The following is a 16965-nucleotide window of genomic DNA, read 5'->3' as shown; positions in this document are numbered from 1 at the left end:
TGGGACTGACACAAGCATTTAATTTGTCAGTCCCCTTTGTTATATTTAGATTATAGTCGAAATAAAGGGTATGATAGAGTTAAAGATGAATTAATATGGAGAAAGTGATAAATTTAAAGGAAGAATCCTATACTAATCACAACTTTATAGATACATTACTTTTTTCTAAAGGAGATCAATTGACATGGAAAAGAAAATATTAGTTGTTGACGATGAGAAACCAATTGCAGATATATTACAGTTTAATTTAAAAAAAGAAGGCTATGAGGTTCATTGCGCGTATGACGGAGATGAAGCGGTCAAAATGGCGGAAGAAATCAAGCCCGATCTAGTACTGCTCGATATTATGCTTCCAAACCGTGATGGGATGGAAGTATGTCGTGAAATCAGGAAGAAATATGAAATGCCGATCATCATGCTGACGGCGAAAGACTCGGAAATCGATAAAGTATTGGGTCTTGAGCTCGGGGCGGATGATTATGTGACAAAGCCTTTCAGTACACGTGAACTGATTGCAAGGGTGAAAGCCAATCTTCGACGACATCAGCACGGCGCACAGCAAAATGTTGAGGACGAAAATAATGAAATCACCGTCGGATCCTTAACGATCCACCCGGATGCCTACGTTGTGTCTAAACGTGGGGAAACAATTGAACTGACGCACCGTGAGTTCGAGCTTCTGCACTATTTAGCGAAACATATTGGACAAGTCATGACCCGTGAACATTTGCTTCAAACCGTTTGGGGTTATGATTATTACGGGGATGTGCGTACGGTCGATGTAACGGTAAGACGTCTCCGTGAGAAAATTGAAGATAATCCAAGTCACCCTACCTGGATCGTAACACGTAGAGGAGTAGGTTATTACTTACGAAATCCTGAACAGGAGTAATATGTAATGAAGAAAGTTGGCTTAACCCGTTCGATCCATTTGAAATTTGTGCTGATTTACGTTCTGCTCATCATCCTTGCGATGCAAATCATCGGGGTTTATTTCGTGAGGGAGCTTGAGCAGAAGCTGGTAGAAAACTTCCAATCTTCCATTACCAATCGAGTGGAGTTATTAGAGTACACGATCAAGGAAGAAATGGTGAAAGAGCGTGAGGATGATGATCCTACGCAGGAAGAAGACATTAGAAGAATATTAGAAGACAGCAGTAAGAATTCGGACATTGCAGAAATCCGGGTCATCGATAATCGAAAGCGGATTATCGGGACTTCGGATCCCAATAATCAGAAGCTTGTCAACCGGGTGACGTCGGATAAAGACGTGAAAAGGGTACTTGCCCTGGGCGTGTCTTCTGAAAATACGTACCTTGATGATCGGACACATGACCGTATCTGGGTCCATGCGAAGCCGATCGAATCCAATGATGAAGTGATAGGTGCCATCTATATCGTTGGTGAAATCGAGAGGGTCTATGACCAAATGAACGATATTAATAAAATTTTCACCAACGGGACCATCATTGCACTCGTCATTACGGCCATCCTTGGTGTTTTACTCGCTCAAACCGTCACCAGGCCGATATCGGATATGCGCAAACAGGCATTGGCCATGGCGAAAGGGAATTTTTCCCGAAAAGTTAAAGTGTATGGGTATGATGAAATCGGTCAGTTGGCCATCACGTTTAACAATTTGACGAAGCGGCTTCAGGAAGCACAGGCTACGACAGAGGGAGAGCGCAGAAAGCTATCATCCGTCCTCTCGTATATGACGGATGGTGTCATCGCCACCGATCGGAAAGGAAGGGTCATTCTCATCAATGATCCTGCAGCAAGCATGCTGAATGTTTCACGTGAAACAGTCGTTTCCCAGCCGATCGTATCATTACTGGGATTGGATGAGGAGTATACATTCGATGACCTGTCCAATGAGCAGGAATCCATCATATTAGACTACAGCACAAAGGATAAACCTTATATCCTGAGGGCTAATTTTTCTATCATTCAAAAAGAGACGGGGTTTGTGAACGGTCTGATTGCCGTTTTACATGATATCACGGAACAAGAGAAAATTGATTTAGAGCGAAGGGAATTCGTGGCCAATGTTTCTCATGAGCTCAGGACGCCGCTGACGACGATGAGAAGTTATCTGGAGGCCCTTGCAGAAGGCGCGTGGCAGGATGAAGACATTGCCCCTCAATTCCTGGATGTCACTCAGAATGAAACCGAGAGAATGATCAGACTGGTCAATGATCTTCTGCAGCTATCTAAAATGGATAGCAAAGATTATCGATTTAATAAAGATTGGATCGACTTTATTCTCTTTTTTCATAAAATCATTGATCGTTTTGAAATGACGAAAAATATTAATGTAACCTTTGAGCGCTTTTTACCGGACAAGGCGTTGTTCGTAGAAGTGGATCAGGATAAAATCACTCAAGTCTTAGATAATATCATTTCCAACGCATTAAAATATTCCCCAGAGGGTGGAACGATTACATTTAAAGTGAAAGAAAAAGATGGTTATATTGAAGTCAGCGTATCGGATCAAGGGTTGGGAATTCCAAAAGAAAATCTGGAGAAAATCTTTGAACGTTTCTACCGTGTTGATAAAGCCAGAACGAGACAGATGGGTGGTACCGGTCTCGGTCTTGCGATTGCGAAAGAAATGATTTCAGCACACGGCGGTGACGTTTGGGCGACAAGCAAGGAAGGGAAAGGAACGACAATCATCTTTACCCTCCCATATGATGCCGGACAAGAGGATGATTGGTCATGAATTATGAAAAAATAAAATCGATAGTATTAACCTTACTTGTCTTTATCAGTATCTTTCTAACCTTTAACCTTTGGACGTATCAACCCGGATATGACACGATCGACAGTAATGAAACCTTTGATGTATCAGTGGGGGAGAAGATTGATGAATCTGATCTTTCGAAGGTTTTGATCAAGCCATATGAACTTTTTTATCATGCAGGTAATAAAACCGTCGGGACTCTGAACGGAGAAGAAATGAACAATGTAATAAAAGGATTGAGCAAATGGACGTTGTTTGATTTGAAAGACTACTCAAATCAATATACGAAAGACGAGATGAAATCTATCATTCAGGGTGACAAGAAAGTCGAGATTGTATTCCCTGATAATGTGCCCTTTTCCGTTTATGGCCGGGTCATTCACTTCGAAGATAAAAATATGCCGACGGCCTCATTCGACCGGATCGTCATTGATTTAAATACGATGAACTCCGATGCGGGGACCATTTATTTTGCCTCCCTGGATTCCGGTAAGAAGTACTTTTATGAATGTCGCGTGAATGTAGAAAGCTTACAAAAATTTGAGAAAACATTCTTGAAACAGGTTGCTTCTTATGATGAATATATTGAACAGCCATTGAATTCCAAGAAAAATATATTCCTTCCAAAGTTTCCGAAAGACTATAAAAGTTATCGTTTTTACGCTGATACACTCTACTTGGAAGATTTTAAGAAAGCACTATTTAGTGATCCCAACAACGTTGAAGTCAAGAAGAATACCTTTATTAATATACCGAGCTTCATGAAGGCGGATGAAGAATACAGCACTCTTTCGTACATCAATTTATCTGTCGATAACGACACTGCCATCACTCATGCATCTCTTATACAAAGAAGCATGGAATTTGTGAATGATCACGGTGGTTGGACGGATGATTATCATTTCTTTTCCAGCAGTACTGTAGAAAATAAGATTAACTATAAATTGTTCGTGGAAAACCATCCGGTCTTTAACGAGAATCATATGGCTGAGGTCACTCAAGAGTGGGGAAAGAACTCCATCAGTAAGTATGAAAGACCATACTTTACACTGGACATGGTTTCAAAAAACGCCATCAAAGATGTGCAGCTTCCTTCTGGTGCTTCTGTCCTGTATGCGTTGAAGAAGAACAGCTCGAAAGAAATGGAAAACATTGAGGACATTGTTGTTGGATATAAGATGACCAGGGATACAAATGAATCCAATAAGAAATTCTTAATATTTGAACCTTCCTGGTACTATAAGCTTAGTGGAAACTGGATAAGGGTCCCACTGGAAGAATTGGAGGGGTTCTAACAGATGGATTGGAGTAAAACAAAGAGCATATTCATTATCGTCTTTTTGGTCCTGGATATATTTCTCCTGACCATCTTCATGAATAAAATCAGGGAAAGCAATCCCGATACATTAGGGCAGACCACGATTGAAGAAACGTTAAAAGCGGCCAATATCAAGTACCCTCCAAAGTTGTCCAAAGAACCGGTGAAAGATGCCATCATCAGTGCCAGCACGAAAAAAATCAGCGGAAAAGATCTGGAGAAATTAAAGGATCAAGAAGTGAATGCCGTCAATGACAATACGATCAATTCAACTTTAAAAGAACCTGTACCCATAAGTGAAAATTTTTCTCCGGATGAATTAAAGGATTTTCTAAAAAAACACATCCTAAATGGAGAGCAGTACAGCTTCTGGAAATATAGTAAAGAAGAAAAGACCATTGTCTACTTTCAAATGTTCAATGACCGGAAAATCTTCAATAATGCAAATGGGAAATTGACTTTCATTTTGAATACAGACCGGGAAATCGTTTCGTATAAACAAACATTGTTGGATAATCTGAAAGAATCTACAGGGAAAAAACAGCTGGTTACCCCTTTTGATGCCCTCAGGTTCCTGGTGGAAAACAATGAGATTGACAACGGCAGTGAAATCGTTGGTGTTCCAAGCCTTGGGTATTCAACCTTCGGACCCATCGATGATTATCAGGTATTGGCTCCTACCTGGCATTTCGTCGTCGAAAAAGATGACCAAAAAGAAGATGTATTTATCAATGCCGTGGAGGCACAAATCGTAGAAATCACCAATCCAGAAAAAGAAACATAGGAGTGAGCGTTATGACGATGCATTTTAGTGTGCTTGCCAGCGGCAGTACAGGAAATGCAATATTTGTCGAGTCAGGGGAGCATTCCTTCCTTGTCGATGCCGGCTTAAGCGGCAAGCAGATGGAAGGTTTGTTCAGTCAGATCGACCGGAAGATAGAAGATCTGTCAGGGATTCTCGTCACGCATGAGCATAGTGACCATATTAAAGGGATCGGTGTGTTGGCAAGAAAGTACAAGCTTCCGATCTATGCGAATGATAAGACCTGGAATGCCATGGATGGTTTAGTGGGGAAAATCGATACGGAGCAGAAATTCTCCTTTGATATGGAAACGTCCAAGCACTTTGGAGGACTGAGTATTGAGTCCTTCGGTGTATCACATGACGCCGCTGAACCGATGTTTTATATATTCCACCATGGAGATAAGAAGCTTGTTCTTGTCACCGATACGGGATATGTAAGCGATCGGATGAAAGGGATCATCTCAAATGCCGATGCTTACGTATTTGAAAGTAACCATGACGTGGGAATGCTTCGCATGTGCCGTTACCCATGGAACATCAAGCGGCGGATCCTCAGTGACTATGGTCATGTATCCAATGAGGATGCAGCCATTGCCATGAGTGAAGTGATGGGAGACAACACAAAAGGCATTTATCTAGCCCATTTAAGCCTTGATAACAATATGAAAGACCTGGCAAGGATGAGTGTCACTCAGACACTTGAATCAAAGGGAGTAATGGTAGGAGAACAAATTGATCTATTTGATACGGACCCTAAAGTACCAACGCCTTTAGTTGCGATTTAAACCGGTTCAAATGTTTATGAATTCTCTTTTGATGGTATGAAAAAGGTGAGGACCTCTGTCCTCACCTTTTTGTGTTTTACATATAGAAGATATATACCCAATCGGTAATCGTCCAGCTCCGGCGGCTAGAGGCTCGAGGTCATAAGTCACGAACACCAAAAAGGCAAAGAACGCCTTTCCAGTGTACGTGCCATTTGCTTGTCGCCTCTGGTCAAGCCGCCTGCTCTTTTGGGATCATGATGAAATTCTTACCTTTTTTTCATCATTTTTTAATTTAATCTGACTATAATCGGGCTTGGAAAGATAAAATAACAAAAGGAATAGCTGGTAGAAAGGATGATGAAACGTGGGATATTATGACGGCAATCATAACTCGGAAGGCAGGACTGGAAGACAAAAGGGAAATCGGGGCGGGATGTTTCTTGCGGGGCTATTTGGGGTCATCCTGGGAGCGATTCTCGTGGTCGTGGCCATTCCTCAGCTGACGAACTTTGATATATTACCTTATTCGGTCCAACCGGATCAGGATCTGAAAGAGACGGACCAGAATTACCATAATGGAGCTACAAAGAATGTGTCTGTCAACGTGACGACGGATGTGACGAAAGCCGTTGAGAAGACGGGAGACTCCGTAGTCGGCATCACGAACATCCAGTCCCAGAGCTTCTGGGGGCAGGGTGGTGGACAAAGCCAGGGCCAACAGGCGGGAACAGGTTCCGGGGTCATGTATAAGAAAGAAGGAAATACCGTGTATATCGTGACGAACAATCACGTGGTCGAAGGGGCGGATCAGCTGGAGGTTACCTTGGCTGATGGCACAAAGGTTCCGGCTAAGCTTCGCGGTACCGATGTTTGGACCGACCTTGCCGTCATCGAAATCGATGGAGGCAAGATCAAGAATGATGACATTGCCGAGTTTGGAAATTCGGACGAGCTGAAAGCGGGAGAACCTGTCATTGCCATTGGTAACCCGCTAGGACTGCAATTCTCAGGTTCTGTGACACAAGGAGTCGTGTCCGGTGTGGAAAGAACGATTCCTGTCGACATCAACCAGGATGGCATGGAAGATTGGAACGCGGAAGTATTGCAAACCGATGCAGCCATCAACCCGGGTAATAGTGGGGGTGCCCTCATCAATATTTCCGGACAGCTGGTCGGCATCAACTCCATGAAAATTGCTCAGGAAGCCGTTGAAGGGATTGGACTTGCCATTCCGATCAATTCTGCCCGGCCAATCATTGAGGATTTAGAGAAGTACGGTGAGGTCAAGCGTCCGGCAATGGGTGTGACCCTTGAAGACGTTAACCAGATCTCTGCTTATCACCAGCAGGAAACATTAAAGCTGCCGAAAGACATTCATTATGGTGTGATGATCAGGCAAACCGTTCCGAATTCACCTGCTGCCCAGGCTGGACTTCAAGAACTTGATGTCATCACAGAGCTTGATGGCGAGAAGATTCAAAATGTGATCGACCTCAGGAAGCATCTTTATACCAAAAAAGAAGTGAACGATCAGATGAAAGTCACCTTCTATCGTGATGGTAAGAAAAAAGAAGTCACGATGAAATTAACGGACGAATCGCGATTATAGGTTGTGGATAAAACAAAAAGCAGGAAGGCATGTGTCCTTTCCTGCTTTTTGTTTACATGATATGATGGTTGTGGATAAGTATAGGAACAGGAATCTTAAAGTAGGATGAGGAGGAAACGACATGATTTATTGCTGCTTAGAGCACGTGGAATTAGCCATGGATATTGTCGTCGATGAGCATGAAGTAGCACCACAGCTGGAAGAACTACCTGAAGAAAAGAAGTTATCCACAACCTGTGAATATTGTGGGAATAACGCAATATATATAGTGGCGAACTAATATTCCCATACTATATGCGGAAGTGATCTGTGGATATGTGGATAGTTTCTGTGGATAATGTGTTTGTAAATTGTTTGTAAAGTGAGTGTGGATGTGTGAATATCACCATAGTAACAGTCGGAAAGTTGAAAGAAAAATACTTAAAACAGGGAATCAGTGAATATGTAAAGCGTCTTGGTGCGTACGCAAAGATCGACATTGTGGAGCTTGCAGACGAAAAAGCTCCTGAAGTTCTGAGTGATTCTGAAATGGAGCAGGTAAAGAATAAGGAAGGAGAACGAATCCTTTCAAAGATATCACAGGATCATCATGTCATTGCCCTTGCCATTCAAGGAAAAATGCGTTCTTCAGAAGAGTTAGCCGATAACTTGGACAAGCTTGCCACGTATGGGAAAAGCAAAGTGGCATTTGTCATAGGCGGGTCATTGGGGTTGAGTGATGATGTGATCAAACGTGCGAATGAGACGCTTTCGTTTTCGAAGATGACGTTTCCTCATCAGCTGATGAGACTGATTTTGGTGGAGCAGATTTATCGGGCGTTTCGGATTAATCGGGGGGAACCGTATCATAAATAAATAGTGGTAAAACTGAGAATAGATAATTTTTTTTGAGAGATTTTATAGTCTAAATTAGGAATAGATAATGTTACAGAAGTAACTTTAACAACTACTCATACAGAAAACCCAATCACCATGAAAACCGTGGTTAGAGTAATGGAAATTGAGATAATATTATAGAATTTTATGGATACATCCAAGTACAAAATAAAATAAATTTAAAGTCAAGAGTTTGCCAGGAATAGAAAAATGGGGAATTGAAAATTTGAAATGACTATATCGTGTCAGAGAGTGCGGTCAAAATTGACCTTATAAAACTCTATTCAACGAAATTATCTGTGAATTCAAAAGAGGATAGCGGCAATGCTATCCTCTAAGAAATCGGCTCAGGCTGCTTACATCACCATTAGCTTGAATTTTCCGCTTTAAATATGAAAGTGGGGGAATTTATGTTTAGGGGTATTAAAAAAGGCTTTATTAGTAGTCTCGTACTGCACCTCTGTCAATGATTGTCCTTATACAAGCACTTCTGATCTAGGGGTAGTCTAACCAAAATCGATTGCTAGATTTTTGACTTCGGAGTCGGTTCATCATAATCATTAACCGTCATAGCTGAATTATTAATGAATCCAAATGAAAAAGCTAATAGTATCACATTAAAAATTCTTTTCATTTTTGATAACCTCCGTACAATTCTTTATAAACACTAATCGAGTTTTTATAGTATAGAGAAGCTTTTTTATACTTGTTGATACTTTCGTAATATTCTGCCAACTATTGGGAAAGACTTATTATATAATCGAACATCTTTTCTTCAATAAAGAAATTTATTGATTCTATCATAAGCTCCTCATACTCATGAGTTATCCCTCTTTGGAAATGAACCTTCGCTTCCAGTGACATAATCCTATAGTGGTCTCTCTTGTTTGAAACCTTTTCTTTAATCTTAGAAAATAAGAGTTCAACTTCTGAAAGATTTTCCAAATTGATATAAACTTTGATCAATACTAGAAGTGAGTTCACATAACTAGTTATGTCAGAAGATTTCTCCTTGATCTCAACTGCCTTATTTAAATACTCAAGAGCCTTACAATAATCTTTAGATTTTAGATATATTGTTCCTAAATTATGATAAGTTTTTCCTACGGTCTTCATGTCTGTATACGGTAATTGAAAAATCTTTTCTAATTGAGTGATTGCTTTCTCATTTTCCGCTCGAGAACAATACAGAACAGCAATAAAATTATATAGATCCCCAATGCTTCCCCAATCATGTTCTTTATAATATATCTCTAAAGAAGACCTGCAGAAAATTTCAGCATTGTTAAAATCTTTTATTTTCCAATAATTCAATGCAATATTATGTAGAATATTAGCTCTCTTTATTGGGGGTAAAGCCGACGATATATCAAGAAGAAGATAGTAACATTGATTACTAGAAAGGTAATCTTTTTTATAAAAGTGATGTAATGCTTGCACATTGACAAAAAGGCCTTTCACGACAGGATCCATCCTGTTTATGTCTACATTTAAAAAGTAACATTTTAACTTCTCAAATAGCCTATCCGCTTCCCCAACATCCGTTTTATAGAACATATAAATGATTAAAAGTAGAAATTGAAATTCCTGTTTAATTGACGGAATGTAAGCATAATTCTTTTTGATATCTTCATAATAATCCTTGGCTTTAGTCACGTTTGTTTCTATTAATTCATAAAATTGCCCTAATATATCCTCTAACTTCATATCTTCTATTTTATAGTTTACCAGGTAGCTTTCCGGGACATTAAGCCTTGGTGATAACAACTTTAAGATATCTTCATGGGGAGTATATCTTCCTTTTTCTATATTACTAAGGTGTGATTCAGAAATAATTCTATAGCTCAAGCTGGATTGAGAAAGATTCATTCTTTTCCTCAACATTTTCAGACGCAAACCAATGTACAAATAATATGTCGCCTCCAATCCTTTTTTTGTAAATTATTTGCTTTGATTATACCAAAACCTATATATTTTTTGATATTTTTGTCTAAATGCAAAAGATTCCCTCTAAATTCCTCATAATTTGTATATTTTTGTAAAACTATTGTATTATAACCTTCCTCTTTCAATAAGGAGTATTTATGTATAAAATTGACATATATTCCGAAAGGAGGAATTTTCAATGGTAAGAATAGAATACCGTGCTGGAGACCGCTAATAAAACACAGAAAAAAGGAAAAAGAAAGATTCTAATTGATCTTTCTTTTTTCTTTATACTCAAAAGGAGAAGATTATGGAGACCATTCCTAATAATAAAAAAGATGATAACTATTTAAAAAACAATCTTTTGTTTAATATTACTCCAATCCATAATAATTGTTATAAGGAGAATGCTATCCTTAAAAATAATTCACTCTACTTGCATAAAACTATCTTGATCCCTCCCTCATTAAAATAGTAACCGTAATAAAAAATTCACTAGAGAACAAGGAGTTAAGAAAATGAACAGAGTAAAATTGAAAAAGACCCTGCAGCCCTTAGAAAAGAATAACAGAATATTTTTCGGAGCAGGACAACCAGGGTTAGAAAGAACAATAGAAAGTAATGAAGAAAACAAAATATTTTTGAAGTACATTAATGGTGAGATTGACAGGTCAAGTTTGGATTTGTCAGAGTCCACAGTAGATGAAAAGATGTCCTTTTTTGAAAAAGAAGGTCTCTTGACCACGAATGATTATCAAAAGGACTATAGGTATTCCAGAAATGTTAATTTTTTTGAGTGGGTGGATACAACTAGTAACACCAATCCATACAAGTATCAAGATAAACTTTCGAAGGCAAGAGTATTAGTTGTTGGTCTTGGCGGGATAGGGGCCAATGTATGTGAGATATTAGTAAGAATGGGTGTTTCCAATCTAATTATCCTTGATAATGATACAATTGATGAATCCAACTTAACAAGGCAGGGAACCTACTTTGAGGATGACATTGGAAAATTAAAAGTTGATGTTGCCGAGCAATACCTAAAAAAAATTAATGCTGAAGTGAATATAAAGAAAGTTAAAACTTTTATTAATAGTAAGGAAGATCTGAAATCCCTCTTTGAAGAATTTCAATTTGATTTATCCATTTGCTGTGCTGATAAACCAAAAATTATAATTGACAGCTGGTTTGATGAGTTATCTATTGAATATGATCGGCCATATGTAGCTGGGTCATATGCATCTACAGTGATAAATACGTTTTGCATGTACCCGAATAGAACCATAACTAGTGCCGAGTTGTATGGGGAGAGAGGTGCATCGCAAGAACAGTTACTTGAAGATATATCATTTCCTACAAGCGTTGTTGGTCCTGTCACTTTTATGGCAGCAGGGTTAGTAGCTTATCAGGTTCAATCTGTTATCACAGGATTAAATTATAAAGAGCAAGCTGTACAGATTGATATTTTTGATTGGAATGTTTATAAATATGACATTAGAAAAAAATAATAATTTCAATCTATTAGTACTTGGGAGAGTGTTAACCAATTTTGGAGACAGCGTTTACTCCATAACGCTTATGTATATTGCTGTGTCTATATATAACTTAGATGTCAGTTCCCTTGCGCTTTTTGGGCTGGTTTCCTTCCTACCTTCAATGATTAGTTTTTTATTCGGCTCTTTTATTGATACGTTCAACAATAAAAAAATGCTTCTTGTTTTATTAGAATGTATACACTTCTTTACACTAACAGGAGTGCTTATTACAGTATATTATCAATTCGATTACACAGTTTTGCTGATTTTACATGGGGTATTTTCGTTTGCCAATACCATCATTTACCCTACACAATCTTCCTTTGTACCTGAGATTTTACACAATGATAAAGAAGAAATGTCTAAATCAGTATATATAATGAATATTACTAACAATATAACGGATCTATCTTCAAATTTGATTGCTAGTGTCATTCTAATATATATTTCAACCACTAATATATTGGTGCTCGATGTGTTTGTATTCCTACTGTCTATCCTCTTCTTTTTGAGAATTTCGAACAAAAACATTACAAAGAATAATAAAAAAGCCCAATCTGAAGAACTTAAGACAGGTGTTAAATTTTCCTTTCAATACTTTTGGAGCCAAAAAGTTCCTTCCAAGATCGTTATAATGGAAGGGATTCTTAGTGGGTTAACAACAATGATCATGCGGATAGTAAGTATATATTTAGTTGTTATTAATGTCGGAGTAGAATTTTTGGGTGTATTGCTTGCCTTCCAAAGAGGATCAGAGATGCTGGGTACATTAATATCTTCCAAAATAAAGATGGTCTATAAAAATTTCTTTATGGTGGATTACTTGGTTTCTGGAATAGCTATAATTATGATAGTATTTGTAGATAATGTTCTGTTCAAACTAGTATTATTTTCAATAACATTTTTGCTGATTGGTATGTCAGGTACAGTATACGGCAAAATGATTTACGCCTACTACGAACCTCAACATATGGCTAAAATTTCTACAGTTATTAGTACAATTTCATCTGTTGCCATTGTAACATGCATGGCCATCCCAATGGTGTATGATGATATTGAACACCTATTGCTTATAACAGGCCTTATAACCGTTTTATTTGGTTGCTACTTACTGGTGTTTGATAAAAACAGTGCTCACCCTCAAAAAAAAGTTTTATCAAAAAGTGCGTAATATTAAAAAATAGATCAGTCCATGAATGGGCTGTTTTTTTATTACCTAGGTGATGAAGATTTGGGGTATTGATAATAAATAACTTACAATATAAATAATTACGGCTTCTTTATTCCTATAAGAATCGTTTTTCGTTAAGAGCTGAGAGTGAGTGGTATACCCTGGGGCACGTGGTCTATTATCATGAGGAATATCGTATCTTGATATTTGTGTATGACTAGTAACGTAGAATTACATCTACACATTAGGGATATTAGTGGAGATATGAATGAAAACATCGACAGTGACCAGAATATTGATGTCATTAACCCTGAACATATTACTTCTTCTCATGACCAAGTTCTCCGATAGAATGAAGATTTGTACAGGAAATATGTATTTAAATATAGAGCTTAGGTAAAGGGGAATTGGAGTAATGATTCTTTTTGAAGACCAAAAAACGGCGGGATAAGTATCGAAATTTCCTTATCAAGGTATTGTAGTGATAACGATATTACCACTCCTATATCACCAGCTGATGAACAGATTAGATCTAAACTTGGTAGATATCCTCAAAATTACAATAATGGCTCAACAAAATTCTATAACCACATTCCTGCAAAAAAATAAAGTCTTTAATAGGAGACGATATATGGAACATGTATTATAAATTTTGTTTCGATAGAAGTCCTTGGGAAAAAGTTATTTCTTTATATTATAAAAGTGGAAAATCAGAAAAACTAAACTTTGAAAAATATTTATAACAAGAGAGATACAAAGGTGCTTATAATTTCACCATCTATACATTTAATAATAAACCGGTTGTTGATTATCTGGGGAAATATGAAAGTTTAGAAAGTGATTTTAAATCTATTTGTGATCATATAGGTCTTCCTTTCGTTGGCTACCAAGGGCAAAAGGTGATTTTAGGAAAAATCGACAAAGTTATCGTACACAATATAATGAAAACCAAACAATGATTATTAAACAATATTTTCAAAAAGAAATAGATTTACTCAGTTACAAATTTAAAAGCAGATGAGACTTAACTAAAATAGATAAGTCTCATCTATTTTTATTATATTGAAAAATTTATTTAGTAATCAATTTAAGCGGATAATAAAACATTCTTTTCAACCTCTACCCTTCGATATACAAGCGCAATCAACATCGCTGGTAAACTACAGGCCAGCATCCCAATGAAGGCATAGCGAGGCTCAATTTCATATAGGTAGCCTCCGAAAATGGTGAAAACCGCAGTGCTCCAGCTAAGGGCAAATGCTGAGTACATCCCTTGAGCTTTGGGTATTTGTATATGCGGAATGTTAGTGGTTAAGTATTTCATAAAGGCATAGTGACCCATCGCAAACGAAAAGGCGTGTAGTGTTTGTGCAATAGAGAATACCATGACATTTGGAAAAGCAAACACTAATATCCAGCGTAAGGAAGATCCAGCTGCGGCTAATGCTAATAAGGTTCCTGGTGAAAGGTGATGTAATCGTTTATCTGCAATGGAAAAGAAAATAATTTCTGCAATGACAGCAATGTTAATAATGACACCAATGAGATAAACAGGTGCATCGATCTCTTGTAGAAAGATATAGCCGTAATTGTAATAAGTAGCATGGGCTGCTTGAAGCAGGATAACGATCAATAGAACGAGCATGAAGTGTTTGATTTGCAGTAGATCTAGTACCTTTATCTTTTTGGTTTGGCCAGCTTGTGGCTTTTTCGATAAAATCTCAGGAGCCTTCAAAAAGCTTAGCCCCACAAAACAACTAACTCCAAGTAATAGCGCCCAGAAGATAACATCATCTCCGAACATGCTTGTAAAAACGGTCAGCATGATGCCAACTGAAACAAACCCAATGGACCCCCATTGACGACTTTTACCGTAATGCTTCAACTGTTTACTTTGCACAAGAATACCGGCAACACTATCTAAAGCGGGCATTAAAATGGGATAAAAAATGTTTAAAGCGATTGTTACCAATAGTAGACTAGTAAAAGAATGTGCCGGAACATAACATAAAATGGTGATGAGTGCCCCGATACCTGCTATGTTCAAGAGTGTTTTATTACTAATCCTCTCTAACAAATAGGGAAAAGCGAATAATGTGGAAAGTCCCCTCGCAATCAAGCCAAGACTCATAATCAAACTAGCTTCAGATACCGAAATACCTTTTGTGTAAATCATCCAGCCTGCCCAATAAGGTAGAAAAATCCCCCATGTCATAAAAAAGCTGAAGAAATGTGTACTCATCCATCGTTGTGTATTCATTTGTATCCTCCTAATCATTAGCATGATATCATGGGAATAGATACGATTATATGAGATATCTCATATTTTGAGGTGGATGATGGAATTTTATAAAGGTGAGAAAAAGCGGCTGTATGTAGAAAAGCACTCTATAGCGAGTAAATTTTCTTTCCACGTTGAAGAGTTTATGGAAGTAATGGAATATGACCGTGGTGAATGGATTATTCAAGAGGGGAAGAGACCTGACTTTTTATTTTATGTAACAGAGGGAAAAGCCAAAATATACGTCACCCATCAGAACGGAAAAGTGTCACTTATCAATTTTATCAATGCACAAGACTATATTGGAGAAATGGAATTACTTCATGATGTGTATTATACAAAAGGGATTCAAGCATCGACCAAAACGGTCTGTTTTGCGATGCCTTATTATCAATGTCGTACCAAATTACTTGAAGATGCAAAATTCCTGCGTGAATTAACCAAGTTTTTGAGCATGAAGGCAACGTTAATGGCAGCCAAGTATTCACAAAGTCTTGCATTCCCCCTGGAAAATAGGTTGGCAGATTTTATTTTACAAACCGCTGATAATGGGGTTTATAGAGAAAAGCACGTCATTGTTTGTGATTATTTAGGTGTATCGTATCGCCATTTATTGCATGTTCTGACGCAGTTTTGTAAGAAAGGGTACCTGCATAAGGAGGGCCGCAATTATATAATTAAACAGTATGATTCTTTGTATGGGCTTGCTGAGGCGATTAAGAATCAATAATACTAACCAATCCCTTAACAAAAGCGGGATCACCCATTGTCACCGGTGATCCCGCCATTTCAAATCTATTAACTATATGAATGTTGTTTAAAATCAATAACCATCCGACCTTGGATTTTCCCTTTTTCCATCTCTTCAAATACATCCTGTACTTCGTGTAAGCAACGGGTTTTAACGATAGGCACGACTTTGCCTTCTGCCCCGAATTGGAACGCCTCTTCAAGGTCTCTACGTGTTCCCACCAAAGATCCGACAACTTCAATTCCGTCCAGTACCAGTCGTGGAATATTCAGGTCCATGGTTTCAGATGGCAATCCGACGGCCACGACTTTTCCGCATGTGCGGACTGCATTGACGGCAGAATTGAAAGCAGCTTTAGACACGGCTGTTACGACTGCGGCATGAGCTCCACCGATTTGTTCTTGGATAAGTTGATCAGCATCCCCTTGGGTGATCGGGTTAATGGTCATATCTGCCCCGATCTCTTTGGCAAGAGTTAATTTATCGTCATTGATATCGACAGCAATGACCTTTGCGTTGAACACGTGTTTGGCGTATTGGATAGCAAGGTTCCCAAGTCCACCGCACCCATAGATGACAATCCATTGACCAGCTTTAATATCCGCCACTTTGATGGCTTTGTACGTAGTGACGCCTGCGCATGTAATACTACTGGCCTGTGCAGGATTCAATCCTTCAGGTACTTGGACGGCATAGTCGGCCGCTACGATACATTGTTCAGCCATTCCTCCGTCCACACTATAACCCGCGTTCTGGACGTTACGACAGAATGTTTCTCTTCCTGTTGTACAATATTCACAACGGCCGCAGGAATGAAACATCCAGGCGATGCTAACTCGGTCACCGATCTTTAAGCTTGTCACATCGTCGGCAATTTGAGATACAATACCGATTCCTTCATGACCTAAAATCCGACCCTCGACATTTCCGAAATCACCGGCTGCAACGTGCAGATCCGTATGACAGACACCGCAATACTCTACATCTACCAGTGCTTCACCGGATTTTAACGGACGTAATTCCTTTTCAATCACTTCAATGTTTGATTTGGCATTTGGATTCACGACTACTGCTTTCATAATGTGATGTCTCCTTTAGTAATCAATTTGAATTTGAAAAGCCTTTTACACCATGCTTATACCAAAATTCAGCAAATCATCTTTACAAAACCATCATAGCA

At 38.4% G+C, this 16965-nt stretch carries 14 protein-coding genes; 11 read left to right on the top strand and 3 right to left on the bottom strand.

The window, feature by feature from the left end; all coding sequences use genetic code 11:
- Positions 1–184 precede the first annotated feature (184 nt).
- From yycF to rlmH, 8 genes are all read left to right on the top strand, one after another.
- The gene (yycF, locus tag ACIGG7_RS18850; protein WP_098351380.1) at positions 185–892 is read left to right on the top strand and encodes a response regulator YycF; all 708 of its coding nucleotides are present in this window, start codon (positions 185–187) and stop codon (positions 890–892) included.
- A 6-nt stretch (positions 893–898) separates the two neighbouring features.
- On the top strand, positions 899–2725 hold the full coding sequence (gene walK / locus ACIGG7_RS18845) for a cell wall metabolism sensor histidine kinase WalK (protein ID WP_397550648.1): 1827 nt from the start codon (positions 899–901) through the stop codon (positions 2723–2725).
- Complete coding sequence (locus tag ACIGG7_RS18840) at positions 2722–4041, top strand: YycH family regulatory protein (protein WP_397550647.1); 1320 nt, start codon at positions 2722–2724, stop codon at positions 4039–4041. The genes walK and ACIGG7_RS18840 overlap by 4 nt, the downstream gene beginning before the upstream one ends.
- Before the next feature lie 3 nt (positions 4042–4044).
- Entirely contained in the window at positions 4045–4848 is an 804-nt protein-coding gene (locus ACIGG7_RS18835; protein WP_397550646.1) for a two-component system regulatory protein YycI, read from the top strand.
- A gap of 11 nt (positions 4849–4859) precedes the next feature.
- Entirely contained in the window at positions 4860–5654 is a 795-nt protein-coding gene (locus tag ACIGG7_RS18830) for an MBL fold metallo-hydrolase (protein ID WP_397550645.1), read from the top strand.
- 346 nt (positions 5655–6000) lie between these two features.
- Positions 6001–7245, top strand: a complete 1245-nt coding sequence (locus ACIGG7_RS18825) for a S1C family serine protease (RefSeq protein ID WP_397550644.1) — start codon at positions 6001–6003, stop codon at positions 7243–7245.
- Positions 7246–7366: 121 nt separating this feature from the next.
- A complete protein-coding gene (locus tag ACIGG7_RS18820; RefSeq protein ID WP_397550643.1) occupies positions 7367–7525 on the top strand; it encodes a CxxH/CxxC protein in 159 nt (52 codons plus the stop codon).
- Between the two features lie 95 nt (positions 7526–7620).
- Complete coding sequence (rlmH, locus tag ACIGG7_RS18815; protein WP_397550642.1) at positions 7621–8100, top strand: 23S rRNA (pseudouridine(1915)-N(3))-methyltransferase RlmH; 480 nt, start codon at positions 7621–7623, stop codon at positions 8098–8100.
- Between the two features lie 756 nt (positions 8101–8856).
- Here the strand turns inward: rlmH and ACIGG7_RS18810 are convergent.
- Complete coding sequence (locus ACIGG7_RS18810; protein WP_397550671.1) at positions 8857–10005, bottom strand: helix-turn-helix domain-containing protein; 1149 nt, start codon at positions 10003–10005, stop codon at positions 8857–8859.
- Positions 10006–10565: 560 nt separating this feature from the next.
- Here ACIGG7_RS18810 and ACIGG7_RS18805 point away from each other — a divergent pair.
- Both ACIGG7_RS18805 and ACIGG7_RS18800 read left to right on the top strand, forming a co-directional pair.
- Entirely contained in the window at positions 10566–11555 is a 990-nt protein-coding gene (locus ACIGG7_RS18805) for a HesA/MoeB/ThiF family protein (protein ID WP_397550641.1), read from the top strand.
- Complete coding sequence (locus tag ACIGG7_RS18800) at positions 11536–12753, top strand: MFS transporter (RefSeq protein ID WP_397550640.1); 1218 nt, start codon at positions 11536–11538, stop codon at positions 12751–12753. The genes ACIGG7_RS18805 and ACIGG7_RS18800 overlap by 20 nt, the downstream gene beginning before the upstream one ends.
- 1087 nt (positions 12754–13840) lie before the next feature.
- Here ACIGG7_RS18800 and ACIGG7_RS18795 read toward each other — a convergent pair.
- Positions 13841–15013 carry an MFS transporter gene (locus ACIGG7_RS18795; RefSeq protein ID WP_397550639.1) on the bottom strand — a complete coding sequence of 391 codons (1173 nt, stop codon included), beginning with the start codon at positions 15011–15013 and terminating at the stop codon, positions 13841–13843.
- A gap of 79 nt (positions 15014–15092) precedes the next feature.
- On the opposite strand from ACIGG7_RS18795, the gene yeiL reads away from it, so the two are divergent.
- Complete coding sequence (gene yeiL, locus ACIGG7_RS18790; protein WP_397550670.1) at positions 15093–15764, top strand: transcriptional regulator YeiL; 672 nt, start codon at positions 15093–15095, stop codon at positions 15762–15764.
- A gap of 68 nt (positions 15765–15832) precedes the next feature.
- Here the strand turns inward: yeiL and adhP are convergent, their stop codons facing one another.
- Positions 15833–16864: an alcohol dehydrogenase AdhP gene (gene adhP / locus ACIGG7_RS18785; RefSeq protein WP_397550638.1), complete on the bottom strand. Its 1032-nt coding sequence runs from the start codon at positions 16862–16864 to the stop codon at positions 15833–15835.
- Between the last annotated feature and the right edge of the window lie 101 nt (positions 16865–16965).

It is taken from the genome of Rossellomorea sp. NPDC077527, assembly GCF_044542955.1.
Classification (GTDB): domain Bacteria; phylum Bacillota; class Bacilli; order Bacillales; family Bacillaceae_B; genus Rossellomorea; species Rossellomorea aquimaris_E.
This window is presented reverse-complemented; position numbering and strand designations above follow the sequence as displayed.

Coding starts and splice junctions, on each gene's coding strand:
- yeiL (WP_397550670.1), top strand. CDS start 15,093: ATGGAATTTTATAAAGGTGAGAAAAAGCGGCTGTATGTAGAAAAGCAC.
- ACIGG7_RS18805 (WP_397550641.1), top strand. CDS start 10,566: ATGAACAGAGTAAAATTGAAAAAGACCCTGCAGCCCTTAGAAAAGAAT.
- yycF (WP_098351380.1), top strand. CDS start 185: ATGGAAAAGAAAATATTAGTTGTTGACGATGAGAAACCAATTGCAGAT.
- ACIGG7_RS18810 (WP_397550671.1), bottom strand. CDS start 10,005: ATGTTGAGGAAAAGAATGAATCTTTCTCAATCCAGCTTGAGCTATAGA.
- adhP (WP_397550638.1), bottom strand. CDS start 16,864: ATGAAAGCAGTAGTCGTGAATCCAAATGCCAAATCAAACATTGAAGTG.
- ACIGG7_RS18795 (WP_397550639.1), bottom strand. CDS start 15,013: ATGAATACACAACGATGGATGAGTACACATTTCTTCAGCTTTTTTATG.
- walK (WP_397550648.1), top strand. CDS start 899: ATGAAGAAAGTTGGCTTAACCCGTTCGATCCATTTGAAATTTGTGCTG.
- ACIGG7_RS18820 (WP_397550643.1), top strand. CDS start 7,367: ATGATTTATTGCTGCTTAGAGCACGTGGAATTAGCCATGGATATTGTC.
- ACIGG7_RS18800 (WP_397550640.1), top strand. CDS start 11,536: ATGACATTAGAAAAAAATAATAATTTCAATCTATTAGTACTTGGGAGA.
- ACIGG7_RS18835 (WP_397550646.1), top strand. CDS start 4,045: ATGGATTGGAGTAAAACAAAGAGCATATTCATTATCGTCTTTTTGGTC.
- ACIGG7_RS18830 (WP_397550645.1), top strand. CDS start 4,860: ATGACGATGCATTTTAGTGTGCTTGCCAGCGGCAGTACAGGAAATGCA.
- ACIGG7_RS18840 (WP_397550647.1), top strand. CDS start 2,722: ATGAATTATGAAAAAATAAAATCGATAGTATTAACCTTACTTGTCTTT.